The organism is Sphingobium sp. B2, from assembly GCF_007693735.1.
GTDB classification, from domain to species: domain Bacteria; phylum Pseudomonadota; class Alphaproteobacteria; order Sphingomonadales; family Sphingomonadaceae; genus Sphingobium; species Sphingobium xenophagum.
Genome location: NZ_VDBZ01000001.1, coordinates 203,105 through 219,619, shown reverse-complemented (window position 1 = coordinate 219,619; position 16,515 = coordinate 203,105). Strand labels below are relative to the sequence as shown.

General features: G+C 66.6%; 16 protein-coding genes. 9 read left to right on the top strand and 7 right to left on the bottom strand.

All coding sequences use genetic code 11. From position 1 onward, the window contains the following. Positions 1-3 precede the first annotated feature (3 nt). Positions 4-939 (bottom strand): ribose-phosphate pyrophosphokinase, encoded by a 936-nt coding sequence (locus FE851_RS01105; RefSeq protein WP_006952279.1) that lies wholly within the window; start codon positions 937-939, stop codon positions 4-6. A 134-nt stretch (positions 940-1,073) separates the two neighbouring features. On the opposite strand from FE851_RS01105, the gene FE851_RS01100 reads away from it, so the two are divergent. Next, positions 1,074-2,735, top strand: coding sequence for an NAD+ synthase (locus FE851_RS01100; RefSeq protein WP_145199119.1), 1,662 nt, complete (start codon positions 1,074-1,076; stop codon positions 2,733-2,735). 39 nt (positions 2,736-2,774) lie between these two features. Beyond that, positions 2,775-4,103 (top strand): glutamate--tRNA ligase, encoded by a 1,329-nt coding sequence (gene gltX, locus FE851_RS01095; RefSeq protein WP_145199116.1) that lies wholly within the window; start codon positions 2,775-2,777, stop codon positions 4,101-4,103. A 32-nt stretch (positions 4,104-4,135) separates the two neighbouring features. Here the strand turns inward: gltX and FE851_RS01090 are convergent, their stop codons facing one another. From FE851_RS01090 to hemC, 4 genes are all read right to left on the bottom strand, one after another. Further along, the gene (locus FE851_RS01090) at positions 4,136-4,879 is read right to left on the bottom strand and encodes an esterase/lipase family protein (RefSeq protein WP_145199113.1); all 744 of its coding nucleotides are present in this window, start codon (positions 4,877-4,879) and stop codon (positions 4,136-4,138) included. 109 nt (positions 4,880-4,988) lie between these two features. Then, positions 4,989-5,897 (bottom strand): hypothetical protein, encoded by a 909-nt coding sequence (locus tag FE851_RS01085; RefSeq protein WP_145199110.1) that lies wholly within the window; start codon positions 5,895-5,897, stop codon positions 4,989-4,991. Continuing rightward, a complete protein-coding gene (locus FE851_RS01080) occupies positions 5,894-6,565 on the bottom strand; it encodes a uroporphyrinogen-III synthase (RefSeq protein ID WP_145199107.1) in 672 nt (223 codons plus the stop codon). The genes FE851_RS01085 and FE851_RS01080 overlap by 4 nt, the downstream gene beginning before the upstream one ends. Continuing rightward, positions 6,562-7,488, bottom strand: coding sequence for a hydroxymethylbilane synthase (hemC, locus tag FE851_RS01075; protein ID WP_145199104.1), 927 nt, complete (start codon positions 7,486-7,488; stop codon positions 6,562-6,564). The genes FE851_RS01080 and hemC overlap by 4 nt, the downstream gene beginning before the upstream one ends. A gap of 44 nt (positions 7,489-7,532) precedes the next feature. On the opposite strand from hemC, the gene tsaD reads away from it, so the two are divergent. Genes tsaD through FE851_RS01060 form a run of 3 tightly spaced genes read left to right on the top strand, consistent with a single transcriptional unit; the run spans position 7,533 to position 11,114 of the window. Beyond that, positions 7,533-8,567 (top strand): tRNA (adenosine(37)-N6)-threonylcarbamoyltransferase complex transferase subunit TsaD, encoded by a 1,035-nt coding sequence (tsaD, locus tag FE851_RS01070; RefSeq protein WP_145199101.1) that lies wholly within the window; start codon positions 7,533-7,535, stop codon positions 8,565-8,567. Between the two features lie 11 nt (positions 8,568-8,578). Beyond that, positions 8,579-9,550 (top strand): NAD(P)H-dependent glycerol-3-phosphate dehydrogenase, encoded by a 972-nt coding sequence (locus FE851_RS01065; RefSeq protein ID WP_145203994.1) that lies wholly within the window; start codon positions 8,579-8,581, stop codon positions 9,548-9,550. Positions 9,551-9,572: 22 nt separating this feature from the next. Then, a complete protein-coding gene (locus tag FE851_RS01060) occupies positions 9,573-11,114 on the top strand; it encodes a lipopolysaccharide biosynthesis protein (RefSeq protein WP_370569440.1) in 1,542 nt (513 codons plus the stop codon). Here the strand turns inward: FE851_RS01060 and FE851_RS01055 are convergent, their stop codons facing one another. Then, a complete protein-coding gene (locus tag FE851_RS01055) occupies positions 11,115-12,128 on the bottom strand; it encodes an adenosine kinase (RefSeq protein WP_145199098.1) in 1,014 nt (337 codons plus the stop codon). 111 nt (positions 12,129-12,239) lie between these two features. Here FE851_RS01055 and FE851_RS01050 point away from each other — a divergent pair, with 111 nt between their 5' ends. Together FE851_RS01050 and FE851_RS01045 are read left to right on the top strand one after the other, a co-directional pair. Then, positions 12,240-12,908 carry an EI24 domain-containing protein gene (locus FE851_RS01050; protein ID WP_145199095.1) on the top strand — a complete coding sequence of 223 codons (669 nt, stop codon included), beginning with the start codon at positions 12,240-12,242 and terminating at the stop codon, positions 12,906-12,908. Next, complete coding sequence (locus FE851_RS01045; RefSeq protein WP_017184292.1) at positions 12,905-13,279, top strand: hypothetical protein; 375 nt, start codon at positions 12,905-12,907, stop codon at positions 13,277-13,279. Before FE851_RS01050 ends, FE851_RS01045 begins: the two co-directional genes overlap by 4 nt. On the opposite strand, the gene queG is transcribed toward FE851_RS01045, so the two are convergent. Next, positions 13,276-14,310 carry a tRNA epoxyqueuosine(34) reductase QueG gene (gene queG / locus FE851_RS01040; protein ID WP_145199092.1) on the bottom strand — a complete coding sequence of 345 codons (1,035 nt, stop codon included), beginning with the start codon at positions 14,308-14,310 and terminating at the stop codon, positions 13,276-13,278. The genes FE851_RS01045 and queG overlap by 4 nt on opposite strands. 34 nt (positions 14,311-14,344) lie before the next feature. Here queG and FE851_RS01035 point away from each other — a divergent pair, with 34 nt between their 5' ends. Together FE851_RS01035 and FE851_RS01030 are read left to right on the top strand one after the other, a co-directional pair. Then, positions 14,345-15,310 (top strand): ABC transporter ATP-binding protein, encoded by a 966-nt coding sequence (locus tag FE851_RS01035; protein ID WP_145199089.1) that lies wholly within the window; start codon positions 14,345-14,347, stop codon positions 15,308-15,310. Continuing rightward, positions 15,307-16,497 carry an ABC transporter permease gene (locus FE851_RS01030; RefSeq protein WP_186378727.1) on the top strand — a complete coding sequence of 397 codons (1,191 nt, stop codon included), beginning with the start codon at positions 15,307-15,309 and terminating at the stop codon, positions 16,495-16,497. Before FE851_RS01035 ends, FE851_RS01030 begins: the two co-directional genes overlap by 4 nt. The last annotated feature ends 18 nt before the right edge of the window (positions 16,498-16,515 follow it).

Sequence of the window (16,515 nt, the reverse complement as noted above, 5' to 3'; positions counted from 1 at the left end):
CGCTCAATCGAATAGGCTGGACACCGAACTTTCGTCCGCAATCCGCTTGATCGCCTCGCCCAGCAACGGGGCGATCGGCAGGTGGCGGATATGGGCGGCATTGTTGACCGCGTCCGTCCCCTGGATCGAATCGGTGATCACCAGTTCCAGCAGGTCCGACGCCTCGACCCGCGCGACCGCGCCGCCCGACAGCACGCCATGGCTGACATAGGCGACGACTTCCTCTGCCCCTGCGGCTTTCAATGCGCTCGCCGCGTTGCACAGCGTCCCCGCCGAATCGACGATGTCGTCGATCAGCACGCAGAAACGGCCCGACACGTCACCGATGATGTTCATAACTTCCGATTCGCCCGCGCGCTCGCGGCGCTTGTCGACGATGGCAAGCGGGGCATTGTCGAGCCGCTTGGCCAGCGCCCGCGCGCGCACCACGCCGCCGACGTCGGGCGACACGACCATGATGTTGCGATCGCCAAAGCGCGCCTGAATGTCGGCCGACATGACCGGCGCACCGAACAGGTTATCGGTCGGAATGTCGAAGAAACCCTGGATCTGTCCCGCGTGCAGATCGACCGACAGGACGCGGTCGGCACCTGCCTTGGTAATCAGGTTGGCGACCAGCTTGGCGCTGATGGGCGTGCGCGGGCCGGGCTTGCGGTCCTGCCGGGCATAGCCGAAATAGGGGACGACCGCGGTGATACGCTTGGCCGATGCGCGCTTGAGCGCATCGATCATGATCAGCAATTCCATCAGATTATCGTTGGTCGGATAGCTGGTGGACTGGATCACGAACACATCCTCACCCCGGACATTTTCGTGGATTTCCACGAACACTTCCTCATCGGCGAAGCGGCGGACGCTGGCGTCGGTCAGGGGAATTTCGATATAATCGGCGATGGCGGCCGCGAGCGGCTTGTTGGAATTGCCGGTCATGAGCTTCATGGCCAAGTTCCCCTGCTATTTGGCGGCGTGACGAATTGATGACGCTGCGTGAAAACGCCGCCCCTTTAGCCGCGTCCGTTCCTGCTGGAAAGGCGCTTTTGCGCGTGGCGGCAAAATGCTCTAACGGCCCGACCATGACCGACAAACTCGTGAGCGCCCTTGCCCAGATGACCCAATCGGTGGGCGACCTTGCCGCCAATGCCGACGCGATGCTGGCGTGGCGGGACAGGGCCGTGGGCGCGGACCTGATCGTCTATCCCGAATTGCAGCTGATCGGCTATCCGCCCGAAGATCTGGTGCTGAAACCCGCTTTGGTCGAGCGCGCGAATCAGGAGCTGGACCGGCTGGCGCAGGCGACGGCGGATGGCGGCCCGGCGATGCTGGTCGGCACCGTGGTTGCCGCCCAGGGCGTCCTGTTCAACGTCGTCGCGTTGCTGGAAGGCGGCGCAGTCACGCAGATCCGGCAGAAGCGCGAACTGCCCAATTATGGCACGTTCGACGAAAAGCGCCTGTTCGCGCCCGGCCCGCTGCCCGCGCCGATCGCCTTTCGCGGGGTGAAGATCGGCGTACCGATCTGCGAGGACATCTGGTTCCCCTTCGTCACCGCGCATCTGAAAGCGGAAGGGGCGGAGATTTTGATCAGCCCCAATGGAAGCCCCTATGAGGTGGACAAGGATGACCGCCGCCAGACCATGGTGGCGGGCGCACGGGTGCGCGAAACCGGCCTGCCGCTGGCCTATCTCAACCGCGTCGGCGGGCAGGACGAACTGGTGTTCGACGGCGCGTCCTTCGTGATGAACGCCGATTTCGGCATCGCCCAGCAAATGCCCGACTGGGAAGAAGCACTGGTGCTGACCCATTGGGAGAAATGGGACGGCCAGTGGGTCTGCCTGCCCGGCGAGGTCCATGTTCTGGATGAGCGTCCCGCCGACATTTATAATGCGATGGTGCTGGGCCTGCGCGACTATGTGAACCGCAATCGCTTTCCCGGCGTGGTGCTGGGCCTGTCGGGCGGGATAGATTCGGCGCTCTCCGCCGCGGTCGCGGTCGATGCGCTGGGGGCCGATCGCGTTTGGTGCGTGATGATGCCGTCGCGCTTCACCAGTCAGGAAAGCCTGGACGATGCCGTCGAATGCGCGCGGCTTCTGGGCGTGCGGTACGACACCATCCCCATCGAACCGGCAGTCGGCGCGTTCGACACGATGCTGGGCGAGGTGTTTGCGGGTCGCCAGCGCGACCTGACAGAGGAAAATATCCAGTCGCGTATCCGGGGCGTGACGCTGATGGCGCTGTCCAACAAATTCGGCCACATGCTGCTGACCACCGGCAACAAGAGCGAGATGTCGGTCGGCTACGCCACCATTTATGGCGACATGGCGGGCGGCTATTCAGTGTTGAAGGACGCCTATAAGACAACGGTGTTCGACCTCTGCCGATGGCGCAACGACAATGTCCCGACGCTGGGCGAAGGCTTTGGGCCCGCCGGCCCGGTCATGCCCGAAAGGGTCATCACCAAGCCGCCAAGCGCCGAACTGCGCCCCGACCAGCGCGACGATGACAGCCTGCCCCCCTATGAGGTGCTGGACCCGATCCTCTATGGCCTGGTGGAGGAAGAATTATCGGTGGAGCAACTGGTCGCGCGCGGGTTCGATCGTGATACGGTCGCGCGGATCGAACGGCTGCTCTATGTCGCGGAATATAAACGCCGCCAGTCCCCGCCCGGCGTCAAACTGGGCAGCCGCAATTTCGGCCGCGACCGGCGCTATCCGATCACCAACGCATTTCGCACCCTTTAAAAACCTCCGTTCGAACCGAACGGGGAATGAGTGATAAACATGACCGTCATCACCCGCTTCGCCCCCTCGCCCACCGGCCACCTTCATGTCGGCAATATCCGCGCCGCGCTGCATAACTGGCTGTGGGCGCAAAAGAGCGGCGGGCAATTTCTCCTGCGGCTCGACGATACCGACCTCGAACGCTCACGCACCGAATATGCCGACGCCATCCGCGCCGACCTGCAATGGCTGGGGCTCCGTTGGGACGCCGAAGCGAAGCAGTCCGACCGCTTCGCCCTTTATGAAGCGCGGTTCGAGGCGCTCAAGGCGTCGGGCCATGTCTATCCCGCCTATGAGACGCAACAGGAACTGGAGCTTCGGCGCAAAATCCTGCTGGGGCGCGGCCTGCCGCCGGTCTATGATCGCGCCGCGCTGACGCTGACGCCGGATCAGATCGCCGCTTATGAAGCCGAAGGACGCGCGCCCCACTGGCGTTTCAAGCTGGACCATGACCAGCCCATCGTCTGGACCGACCTCATCCGTGGCGAGCAGCGTTTCGACCCCAAAACATTGTCCGATCCGGTCATTCGCCGCGCCGATGGCAGTTGGCTCTATATGCTCCCGTCAGTGATCGACGACATTGACATGGGCGTCACCCACGTCCTGCGCGGGGAGGATCATGTGTCCAACACCGCGACCCAGATCCAGATGTTCACGGCCTTGGGCGCGCCGCTCCCGGCCTTTGCCCATGAAGCGTTGCTGACGGGAAGCGAGGGCAAGCTGTCCAAGCGGCTGGGTTCGCTCGGCGTCGCCCATTTCCGCGAAATCGGGCTGGAGCCTGCCGCCATCGCCTCGCTGCTGGCGCGGCTGGGCAGTTCGCAACCCATCGAGCCGTTCGCGGACATGCAGCCGCTGATCGACAGTTTCGACTTTGCCCATTTTGGCCGCGCCCCCGCCCGCTTCGATGAAGGCGAACTCGCCACCCTCAACCAGAAGATCGTTCATCTGCTGCCCTATGACGCGGTTGCCACTCGTCTGCCCGATGGCATGGATGGCCGGGCATGGGACGCCATCCGTCCCAATCTGGAGACGGTTGCGGGTGCCGCCGACTGGTGGCGGATCGTCACCGGCCCCGTGGACGCACCCGCGCCGGATGCGGAGGACCGCGACTTCCTGACCCGCGCCCGCGCCATCCTGACGGACGCCCCCTTCGACGCCGACATCTGGCGCACGCTGACCCATACGCTGAAGGAGGAAAGCGGTCGCAAGGGAAAAGCGCTGTTCCTGCCGCTGCGTCGTGCGCTGACCGGACTGGATCACGGGCCGGACATGGGACAATTGCTGCCGTTGATCGGGCGGGACGAAGCCCTGGCCCGGCTGCGGACCTAAAGGCGATCCGCTCTACGCGGGCCTGGATCGCCTCAGGCGCGCGTCAAGGCCAGCGCCTTGCCCACGGCGGCGATGCCTTCCGGGGCGGCCGCGAAACCCATATGGGTGCAATCCACCTCGATCGCGCTATCCCGCTCCCCCCGGCGCCCCTTGGCGCATTCGGGCAGGACCACCCCGTCGCGCCGCGACCAGAGCGCCACGGTCGGAACGGGCGGCTTGACCTCCCGCATGCAGGGAAAGGGCGGGCGATCGACCGGCGTACCTGACACCAGCTGATACAGCCGCCAGGCATGATTGGCGCGCGGGTCTCCGGAAAAAGGCGTGCCCAGCGTCACCACGCCGCCGACCTTGGCCGTCGCCAGCTTGGCATATTCGCGCGCATATAGTCCGCCAAGGCTCCAGCCGACCAGCGTCACCGGCCCGCCGGTCGTCCGCCTTATTTCGTCCACCCGCCGGTCGATCGCGTCCAGGCTGTCCGGCTTCGGGCCATAATTGCGCCCCATGCCCCAATGATGGGCATCAAATCCGGACTTGTTGAGGATCGCGCGCATCGGCTCCATTCGCGCATCCGATGCCAGCAGGCCTGGGATCAGCAGCAGCGTGCGACCATCGCCCTGGATCGTCCGCGCCAATATATCGGCCTGCGCCCGCGTCCGCGCCAGATCGAAGGGTAGCGCCATATTGCCGACCAGATGCTGAATCGAAGGCCGGGCGGCACGGGGGCCGGACGCCAGGCGATCCTTCCAGAAAGTGGTGACGGCAGCATAAGGAGGCACGACGACAAAATCCCTTTGGCCTGAAGGCAAAGATGACACTGTCGTGACAAACGCCGTCCGCGTCCATCGGTTTCGTCGCAACTGATAAACTGTTTATCGCAATATCGGATCAGGGGGCAAGCGGCGACGTCTGCGCGACCGGCGCGCCCTCCGCACTGCGCAACACGCGCGGTTCCAATATGGCTGCCGTTTCGATCAGGTCAAGAGCCCGACGCGCCTCCAGATAGCGGCGGGCAAGCTGGATCCAGCGATCAGCGGCCGCACGGCCTGGCAGCCGCTCGACCTCTGCCAGCGCGGCATTGACGCGCCCGCCGTCAAGATAGTGGATTGCCCGGTCGAACCCGGCCTGCGGACGGGGCGAAGGAGACGACGCCCGGCGGATCGTCACCAGTTCGCGCGCTTCATGCTCCAGCGCGCTCCACCAGCTCGCATTGGCAGGCGGCGTTGTGGCCCGCTCGCCAATGTCGATCAGCCCGCCGCGCAGGTCGGCCAGTGTCACCGGCTCCCGCGCGGCATTGATGATGGTCGCGACCGCGCGCGGCTGGGCCTGGCCGAAGCGGAGCCGCAACTGCCCTTCGATATAGCCCAATGGCGTCCCGCTATCGAGCGCCCGGCGCGCGGCAAAGGCGACCAGCAGCCCCTCTGCTCGCGCAGCATTGCCCGATGCCGCCTGCGCCTCCACGGTGATGCGCGTCAACCGCTCCTCCAGTTGCACCACGCGCGCGTCGAGCATCCGCGCGGCGTCGATAGACAAGGAGCGCTGCGTCAGGGTCCGTGGGACAGTGCTGGCCTGTGGCGGGGCCATGCTGGCCGCCTGTGGCTGCGGTTCGTCCATGCGGCTCTGGATTTGCGGCCAGGCCCAGATGGTGACGCCAACCCCCACCACAAAGGCCAGAAGGATCAAAACCAGCAGCGGCACCATGCTCCGTCGCCGGGCGGAAGGCGGGGTCGGGGTCATGCTGCCAAGGCCATCCTCGTCGCTCATGCTGCCCCTCTTGCCTGTCATGACATCCGTCATTCGCACAAACCGCGCAAGAGAGCCAGCATGTCGTCATCCCCCGGCTGGTCGGGCGCATGGCCGCTGGCCCAGCCGCTTCCGCACGCCACCAGCGCATTGGGGCTGATGGCGACGATATGCAGCGCAGCGCGCGCAGTCGGCGCGACCTGCTCCGCCAGCCGCTCGCCCGCACGCGGGGAATGGACCAGCAGCACCGATCCCGGCATCGCATCATCCAACAGCGCAGGATCGGGCGGCAGACTGGTCATGCTATACACCGCGATCCGCCTGACATGCAGCGATCCTGTCGCCATGGGCGCAACCGTCGTACCCGCCAGATGCAGCACCGTGCGATGGCCGTCGGTTGCGATCCGCGCGGCGATCGTGCTGGCGTCGGCATCGCCTGCGCTCACCCCGTCAAAGCCCTGCGCTCGCATGGCCGCCGCCGTCGCGCTGCCTACGGCATAAGCGGGCAGTCCGCGATAGGCCGCCAGTGCCGGACCCGCCAGCCGCGCCGCATGGGCGCTGGTCATCAAAAGCGCGTCGAAATCCCCGGCAGGCGGCGGCGTCCATTCCAGCGCCTGAGGCGCGAACAACGGATGCACGACCGCCTCCAGTCCCAGCTGCGCCACGGCCTGCGCCGTCCTGCCTGCCCCCGGTTCGGGCCGCAGGACAATAACCCGCCTCATCCCTCGAACAGGGACCGCAGCGCCGGGCTGGCCCGGTCCAGCAGCGATCGACCCATCGCCTGCGCGGTATCGCTGTCATGCCGGTCGATCCGCGCTTCATCGCGCACGGTCTCCTGCCCGCTGGGGCTGATGATCTCTGCGCGAAGGTGCAGCCGGTCGCCATCCACCAGCGCCAGCGCGGCGATCGGCGAATGGCAGGTGCCGCCCAGACCCATCAGCACGTTCCGTTCGGCCATGACGCAATCGAACGTATCGGCGTCACTGATCGCGGCCAGCGCCGCCAGCACGGCTTCATTGTCGGCCAGCGTCTCTATCCCCACCGCCCCCTGCGACGGGGCGGGCAGCATCGTGTCGACGGGAATCGTGATACCGACATCCCCCTGCCCCAGCCGGTCCAGCCCCGCCGCCGCCAGCAGCGTCGCATGAACTTCGCCGGCTGCCAGCTTGGCGAGCCGCGTCGCGACATTGCCCCGGAACAGCGTGATGGTGGCGTCCGGTCGCAACCGCGCCACCTGCGCGGCGCGGCGCGGCGAACTGGTGCCGACCACCGGATTGTCGGGCAGCGCATCGAAACTGTCTGCCCCGACCAGCCTGTCGCGCACATCGGCGCGCGGCAGCATTGCGGCGATACGCATCGCGGCAGGGCGCAGCGTTTCCACATCCTTCATGCTGTGGACGGCGAAATCTATGCCTCCCTCCGCCAGCGCACGGTCCAATTCCTTGGTCCATAACGCCTTTCCGCCAATTTCCGCCAATGCGCGGTCCTGTATCCGGTCGCCACTGGTCTGGACGGTGACGATGGCCACGGCGCTATCGGGCCAGCCATGGGTGTCGCACAAAGCGCGGGCGGTCATGCGGGCCTGGGCCAGCGCAAGGGGCGAACCCCTGGTGCCGAGGCGCAACGGTCGGTCGAACAAAATCATATGCGGCTTGCTCTAATGGGCGCGGGCATTAGATGGAAGCGGCAATGACAATCATCCTTGGCCTGGAATCGAGCTGCGATGAAACCGCAGCGGCACTGGTAACGGCCGACGGCAGGATATTGGCGCATCGGCTGGCCACGCAGGAAGAGGCGCACCGCCCCTATGGCGGCGTCGTGCCGGAAATCGCCGCCCGCGCCCATGTGGAGGCCTTGGCGCCCCTGATCGAAGCCGCGCTGACGGATGCGGATATGACACTCGATCAGGTCGATGTGATCGCCGCGACCGCCGGGCCGGGCCTGATCGGCGGGGTGATGGTGGGTCTGGTGACGGCCAAGGCGCTGGCCCATGCGGCGGGCAAGCCGTTGATCGCGGTCAATCATCTGGAGGGCCACGCCCTTTCGCCCCGCCTGTCCGACCGGACGCTGCAATTCCCCTACCTACTCTTGCTGGTGTCGGGCGGCCATTGCCAGATTTTGCTGGTGCGCGGCCCCGGCGACTATGCGCGTCTGGCCACCACGATCGATGATGCGGCGGGCGAAGCGTTCGACAAGACCGCCAAGCTGCTGGGGCTTGGCTATCCCGGCGGCCCGCAGGTGGAAAAGGCGGCGGCACAGGGCAATCCCAGGGCCGTTCCCCTGCCCCGCCCGCTGCTCGGCACGGCGGAACCGCATTTCTCCTTCGCGGGCCTGAAAAGCGCTGTCATGCGCGCGGTCCAGTCCGGGCAATATTCGAAACCGGACATTGCGGCGAGTTTCCAACAGGCGGTGATCGACTGCCTGATCGACCGCACCCGCCGCGCGCTGACGCAGGCGGATGGCATGACCGCGCTGGTCGTGGCGGGCGGCGTCGCAGCCAATCAGGCGATCCGCGCCGCGCTCGAACAGCTGGCGGCGGACCATGGCCTGCCCTTCGTCGCGCCGCCCTTGTGGCTGTGCACCGACAATGCAGCGATGATCGCCTGGGCCGGGGCCGAGCGCTTCGCCGCAGGACTGATCGACGATCTGACCGTTCCCGCCCGGCCGCGCTGGCCATTGGATCCCGCAGCGGAAAAGGCGCGTGGCGCCGGAGTGAAAGCATGAATGGGCAAGGCATGAAGGCGGGCGTCATCGGAGCCGGCGCATGGGGCACAGCGCTGGCGCAGCTGCTCACCGCCGACGGGCAGGCCGTGACGCTGTGGGCGCTGGAGACCGAAGTGGTCGACGCGATCAATGGCGGGCACGAAAATCCGCTCTATCTGCCCGGCATCAAGCTGGCCGCGTCGATCCGGGCGACCGGCGCGATGGCCGACCTTGGCGATTGCGACATGGTGCTGGTCGTCAGCCCGGCGCAACATCTGCGCGATGTCGTCCGCCAGGCTCCAGCCGGTGTGCCGCTCGTCCTGTGTTCCAAGGGGATCGAGGCCGGCTCCGGCCTGCTGATGGGTGAAGTGGCGCGCGCCGTGCAGCCGACATCGCCCATCGCCGTCCTGTCCGGCCCGACCTTCGCCCATGAAGTAGCCAAAGGCTTGCCGACCGCGATCACATTGGCGTGCGACGATGCCGTGCTGGGCGCGCAACTGGCGGCGCGGATCGCCCGCCCGGCGTTCCGGCCCTATCTGTCCGACGACGTGACCGGCGCGGAAATCGGTGGCGCGGTCAAGAATGTGCTGGCGATCGCCTGTGGCGTGGCGGACGGCGCGGGTCTGGGCCTTAATGCCCGCGCGGCGCTGATCAGCCGGGGCTTTGCCGAAATGACGCGCTTTGGCCTGGCGCGCGGGGCGCGGGCAGAGACGCTGGCCGGACTATCGGGGCTGGGCGATCTGGTGCTGACCTGTTCGTCCACCAATTCGCGCAACTTCTCGCTGGGCAAGGGGCTGGGCGAAGGGCGTAGCGCCGCTGAACTCCTGTCCAACCGCCGTACCGTGGCCGAAGGGGCGTTTACCGCCCCGGTGCTGCGCGATGCGGCGCGCGCGGCAGGGGTCGAAATGCCGGTGGTCGAAGCGGTCTGCGCCCTGCTGGCCGACTCTGCACCGCTCGGCACCGTGATCGACGCGCTGCTCGCGCGTCCGTTGCGGCCCGAATAAGCCATCGCGCGCCCGCACCATCATGGCTACATTTGGGTCAACAGACGCGACGACAGAGGGGAATCGATTGGCCGGGCAGCATCCTGCGCCTAAGGACGAGGATGACATCGCCGCCCTGGCGAAGGGCGGGCGGACCAATGTGTTCGGCTTCCTTCTTCGCCTGGCCGCGCGGCTGCCCTTCCTGTTCATCGCCGGTCGCGTCTATGGCGCCGAAGCGCTGGGCCGCTTTGCCTATGCCGTGCTGGTGGTGGAATTTGTCGCGCAACTCGCGACGCTGGGCCTGAAACGCGGGCTGGCGGGGGCGCTCAGCCAGACCGAACGGCCCCACGCGCATGTCGTCACCGACGCAATGCTGGTGACGATGATCGCCGCGCTGGCGGGCGCTGGCCTGCTGGTCGCCTTTCCGCAGGCCATGTTCCCCAATAGCGGCATCAACGGCCTCGACCGGCTGCTGGCGCTGGTCGTCATCGCGGTCGCCGGGTCGGACGTGGCGCTGGCCGCCTGCGCCTATAAATTCGACGTTGGCGCGACAGTGCGGGCGCGCTCTATCATAGAACCCTGGGCCATCAGCATCGGCGCCTTCGCCTTCGCCTTTTATTCGACCCGTGACGGGCTGATCCTGTCCTACGCCGTGTCGATGATCGCCGCCTTCATCGCCTCCATCATTCCGATGGCGCGTCATTATGGCCTGCCTGTGGGCTGGCGGCCTGATTCTGGCCGACTGTGGCGGCTGGCGCGGCGCAACCTGCCGCTAGCGGCTGCCGACGGGGTGGAATGGGGATCGCGGCGGCTCGACATGGCCATATTGGGCCTGTTCGTCAGCCCGGCGGTCATCGGCATCTATTATGTCGCGCAACAGGTCGCATCGCTGCCGCAGAAGCTCAAGACCAGCTTCGACCCGATATTGGGCCCGGTCATCACCCGCAATCTGGCGGAGGGCAATCTGGCCGGGATCGCGCGGCAGGTCAGCCAGGTCGGGTTCTGGATCATCGCCGCGCAGGCCGGAATTGCGCTTGCGCTCGGCATCCCCGGCGAAGCGGTGATGGGGCTGGTTGGCCCGCATTTCGTCAGCGGCACCGGGGCGCTGGCTTTCCTGCTGCTGGCCGAAGTGATCGCCGCCACCGCGGTCGTCAGCGAATCAGCGCTGGTCTATATCGCGCGCCACCGCAATCTGATGATCTCGCTCGGCATGATCGGCTGTCAGGCCGTTTTCAGCTTCGCGCTGATCCTGCTCGCCCGTCGACTTGGCCTCCCGGTCATGGCGGTCGCCGCCGCCCCGGCGCTGGCGCTGTGCCTTGCGCTGGCGGTCGGCGCCTTCGTCAAGGCGCGGCTGCTCGCGCGACTGCTCGATGCGCCGATCAACGCCTGGCGCTGGCCATTGCTCAGCGCAGCAGGCGTTGCCTGCATCGTCGGCGCGGCCTTCGTCGCCCTGCCGCCGCGCCTGGAATGGGTCGAACTGGTCGTCGGCGTCTGGGCGATATTGGGCGCTTATGGCGTGGTCATCTGGCGCTGGGGCTTTGGCCCCGATGACCGCACCCTGTTCCGCAAGCGCAAGGCGGACTGATCAGGCGAACAGCCTGTCGCGGATCACGCCCAGATCATCCTCCGGCCGCGCGCCCCAGTGGGAGATCACCTCGGCCGCCGCCGCTGCACCCAATGCCAGGCAATCAGCCACGCTGCGCCCGTCGATATGGGCGGCAAGGAAACCGGCGGCGAACAGATCGCCAGCGCCCGTCGTGTCGATAATCTGCGCGACCGGCGCAGCGGGTGCCTCGTAACGCATGCCATCGACGATCGCGACCGCGCCCTTTTCGCTGCGGGTCGACACCAGCACTGGCACCTTGGCCGCCATCGTCGCCACGGCCTTGTCGAAATCGTCGATCTGCGCGAGCGACTGGATTTCGCCTTCATTGGAAAAAAGGATGTCGATCTGGCCATGATCGATCAGGTCCAGAAAATCGGCGCGATGCCGGTCGATGACGAAATTGTCGGACAGGGTGAAGGCGACCTTGCGTCCCGCGCCGCGCGCCGCGTCGATCGCCGCCCGCATCGCCGCGCGCGGCTGCTGCGGGTCCCACAAATAGCCTTCCAGATAGAGGATGCCCGCCGACCGGATCATGTCGAGGTCAAGCGCGGCTTCGGGCAAAAATTGCGATGCGCCCAGAAAGGTGTTCATCGTACGCTGCGCGTCGGGGGTCACCAGAATCAGGCAGCGGGCGGTAGGCACGTCGCCAGTCATCGCCGGTGTGTCGAACCGGATGCCGAGCGCGCGAACGTCATGGGCGAATACCGTGCCCAGCTGATCGTCATTCACCTGGCCGATAAAGCCGCACGTCTTGCCCAGCGCGGCAAGCCCCGCCAGCGTGTTGGCGGCTGATCCGCCGCTGATTTCCTTGGCCTGGGGCATGTCGGCATAGAGCGCTTCGGCCATATCGGCATCGATCAGCTGCATCCCGCCCTTGGTCAGCGCATGTTCGGCCAGAAAGGCGTCATCGCTGCGCGCGAGAACATCGACAATGGCGTTGCCGATGGCGATGACGTCAAGCGTCGGGGCCGAAACTGAAGCGGAAGCGGTCACGCAAAATCCTTATGGTACGGGGAATGTCCGGGTGCCGTCTCTATCGGCGCGCGTGTCGCCATGCAACAGCGTGCGATTGACGGGCCTCGCGACAGGCGGGATAAGGACGCGATGGTCCTGACCGCCGCGCTGCGCGCCTTCCCGCTGATCTTCCATGCCGCCGCCAGGCGGCTGCTGGTCAAGACATTGCTGCTGACGCTTCTGGTCTTTGCCCTGCTGGCGGTGGGGCTGTGGGCAGGATTCCATGCGCTGCGCCTCCATTATGGCTGGGGCGGCGGCGGCCTGGCGGAGGCGGCGGCGACCGCGCTGATCGTCGTCGCGGCAGGATGGCTGCTGTTTCGCGCGACTGCGATGGCGGTGATGGGCCTGTTCGCCGACGACATTGTCGCCGCCGTCGAGAGCGACAGTTACCCGGACGCTGCGGCCCATGCGCGCCCGGTCGGACCGGCGCGCAGCATCCGCTATGCGCTGGCCTCGGTCGCGCGGACGATCGGCTGGAACCTGCTGGCGCTGCCTGCCTATATCGCATTGCTGGTGACAGGCGTGGGGACGATCGGTCTGTTTCTGGCACTCAACGCCTATCTGCTGGGCCGCGATCTGGCCGACATGGTGGAGCCACGCCATCCCGGCCATCCGCCGATCCCGCGCGGCAGCCGATGGCTTCTGGGGCTCGCTTCGGCGCTTCTGTTCCTTGTCCCGCTGGTCAACCTGCTTGCGCCGATCTGGAGCGCGGCTATGGCGGTCCACATGCTGCACGGCGTCAGAAGGAAGTCTGTATGAACGCCCCCCGCCTTACCCTGATCGCGCTGCTGTCGCTGCCGCTTGCCGCCTGTGGCGCTGGCAGCGTGGTGCCGCAGACCGGGATCGCCCCCCCGCCCGCCGGTCCCCCGGCCAGCGCCTTTGGCAAGCCCGGTCCCTTGATGGGCGCGGACGCGCGCGCCCTGACCCAGATGTTCGGCACGCCCCGGCTCGACATTCGCGAGGCAACGGTGCGCAAGCTGCAATTTGCCAATGGCCGCTGCGTCCTAGACACCTATCTCTACGCCCCCGCGCGCGGCAAGGAGCCGGTGGTCACCCATGTGGACGCGCGCTCGCCTGCTGGCACGGATGTCGATCCGTCGGCTTGCGCGACGGCGTTGCGGGCGCGCTAGACCGACAGCCGCCCGATCGCCCAGGTCGCCACTTCCGCCACGACCGGATCGTCATCGCCCGCCAGCACCTGCAACCGGCCGAGCAAGCGCGCGTCGCCGCTATTGCCCGCCGCGATCGCCGCATTACGCACCATGCGATTGCGGCCGATGCGCTTGATGGGGGAGCCGGAGAAGATTTCGCGAAACGCGGCATCGTCCAGCGCGAGCAGGTCGGCAAGGGCAGGCGCGGCGAGTTCGGCGCGGCCCACGAACGCCTTGTTGGCCGCCGCCTGATCGGCAAATTTGTTCCAGGGGCAGACCGCCAGGCAATCGTCGCAACCATAGATGCGGTTGCCTATGCCTTCGCGCAGTTCGTGCGGGATCGGCCCCTTATGCTCGATCGTCAGATAGGAAATGCAGCGGCGGGCATCGACGACATAGGGGGATGGGAAGGCATCGGTCGGGCAGGCCGTCTGGCAGGCGGTGCAACTGCCGCAATGGTCGACCTCCGGCGCGTCGGGTTGCAGCGCGATTTCGGTGTAGATGGCCCCCAGGAACAGCCAGCTGCCATGCTGGCGGCTCACCAGATTGCTATGCTTGCCCTGCCAGCCCAGTCCCGCCCCCTGCGCCAGCGGCTTTTCCATGACCGGCGCTGTATCGACGAACACCTTGAGCGCGCCGGGTTGCTGATCCACCAGCCAGCGGGCCAGGCTTTTCAGACCCTTCTTGACGACATCATGATAGTCCTTGCCCTGCGCATAGACGGATATGCGCGCGCGGTCCGGCACGTCCGCCAGCGCCAGCGGATCGCGCCCCGGCGCATAGCTCATCCCCAGCATGACGACGCTGCGCACGTCCGGCCACAGGCCGCGTGGCGATCCACGTTGTCCCGCGCGCTCCTCCATCCACAGCATGTCGCCATGATGGCCCGCATCCAGCCATTCGCCCAGCCGCTTCCCGGCCTGCGGCGCCACGTCAGCAGGCGCGATGGCACAAGCGGCAAAGCCCAGCGACGCGGCCTGCACCTTCAGACGGGTTTCCAAGCTTTCCATTTGCGTTGGCATGGGGGGACACTATCAGGAGCGGATGAACGGCGACACTCCGGCCCCGCCCCTCCGCTATGCGCTCGAAGGCCATGGCCTTGTCAAGACATTCGGCAGTTTCCGCGCGGTTGACGGCGTCGACATCGCCGTGCCTGCCGGGTCCATCTATGGCGTGCTGGGGCCAAATGGCGCGGGCAAGACGACGTTGCTGCGCACCCTGCTGGGCATCATCGACCCGGACGAGGGCACGCGGTCGCTGCTGGGCGACCCCGCCCCGCTGCGGATGGCGCGGCAGGTCGGCTATCTGCCGGAAGAGCGCGGGCTTTATCCGTCGATGAAGGCGTTTGAAGCGATCGCCTTCATGGGCGCGCTGCGCGGGTTGCCGCTGAAGCAGGGCCGCGAACGGGCGCGGGCGATGCTGGAGGGGCACGGCATGGGCGGCGCGATCGACAAGCCGATCCGCCAGCTGTCCAAGGGCATGGCGCAGACGGTGCAATTGTTCGGGACGATCATCCACGAACCCCGGCTGATCCTGCTGGACGAGCCGTTTTCCGGGCTGGATGCGATCAATCAGGAGAAGCTGGAGGCGCTGATCCGTGAGCAGGCGCGTCGGGGCGTCACCATCGTCTTTTCCACCCATGTCATCGCCCATGCCGAACGGCTGTGCGAACGGATCGCCATCGTCGCGGGCGGACGCATAAGATTCGAGGGGACATTGGCTGACGCGCGCGACAAGCCGCGCCCGCAGGTGCGGCTGCGCACCAAAGCCAGCGACGGGGCGTGGCGGCGCGCGCTGCCCGCCGATACCGTCGTGGAGGATGGGGCATGGCATTTCACCCTGCCTGAAGACGGGATCGAGCCGCTGTTACGCGCATTGCTGGATGGGCAGGCGGGGATTGAAAGCCTGTCGATCGAACGGCCGGGCCTGCACGACGCCTTCGTCGCCATCGCCGGTGCCGCGACCGCGCGCCAGATGGAAGAAGCGCAGGCACGGGAGCAGGACGCATGAGAGAGATGCTGCGCGCCGCGCTGGTCATCGCCCGGCGGGACTTCACCGCCGTCGTGCTGTCGCGCACCTTCATCCTTTTTCTGCTCGGCCCGTTGCTGCCCATTCTGATCGGCATGGCCCTTGGCGGCTTGGGCGAGAAGATTGCCAGCACAGACCTGCGCCCGCTGGTGGGCATCGCCATGCCAGCGGGCGAGGCCGCGAAGCTGGAGCGTGCCCATGCCCGTCTGACCGAACGGATGGGGGATCAGGCGCTGGTCAGGCTGCGGCGCGTGCCGCTGACCCCGGCACCGCGCGAGCAGTTGGCGCGCCCTGATTCGGCGGTGGTGGCGATCCTTTCCGGATCAGTCGCGCACCCGATCCTGACCGGCAAAGCGGAAGATCTCGACAAGTTGCAGGGCGATATGAGCCTGATCGCCAGCGCGGCGCAAGCGGAACATACGCTGCGGTTGGTGCAGGTGGAGCGGCAGGAGGTCGCCAAGAGCCTTGGCGCACAGGCGCAAGCGCGGTTGCTGATCGGCCGTATGGCGCAGGTGGTGATGTTTTTCCTGACGATCCTGCTGGCGGGGATGATCCTGTCCAATCTGGTTGAAGAAAAGACGAACAAGATCATAGAGATATTGGCGGCTGCCGTGCCGATAGACGCGATTTTCCTGGGCAAGCTGATGGCGATGCTGGCGATGAGCTTTGTTGGCATCGCCTTTTGGGGCGGCACCGCCTTCGCGATCTTCCTGGCGCTGCATGGGGGCGAGTCCAGCCTGCCAGCCCCCGCGGTGGGCTGGCCGATATTCCTGATCCTTGCCACCCTCTATTTCGCCATGGCCTATACGCTGCTGGGATCTCTGTTCCTGGGGATCGGCGCGCAGGCGGCTACGGTGCGCGAAGTGCAGACACTGAACATGCCGGTGACCATGGGGCAGATGCTGATCTTCTTTTTCGCCAGCTACGCCGTCGATCATATGGGATCGCCTGCGGAGGTCGCGGCGACGATCTTTCCGTTCAGTTCACCCTTCGCGATGATCGCGCGCGCGGCGCAATCCGATGCGCTGTGGCCGCATGTGCTGGCGCTGCTGTGGCAGGCGGCGTTCGTGGCGCTGATCATCCGCGTGGGTGTGCTGCTGTTCCGCCGCCATGTCATGCAATCGGGCGGCAGTTGGTGGAAACGCCTGTTCAGGAACACGACAGGCTGAACCATGTTTAATGGCGTC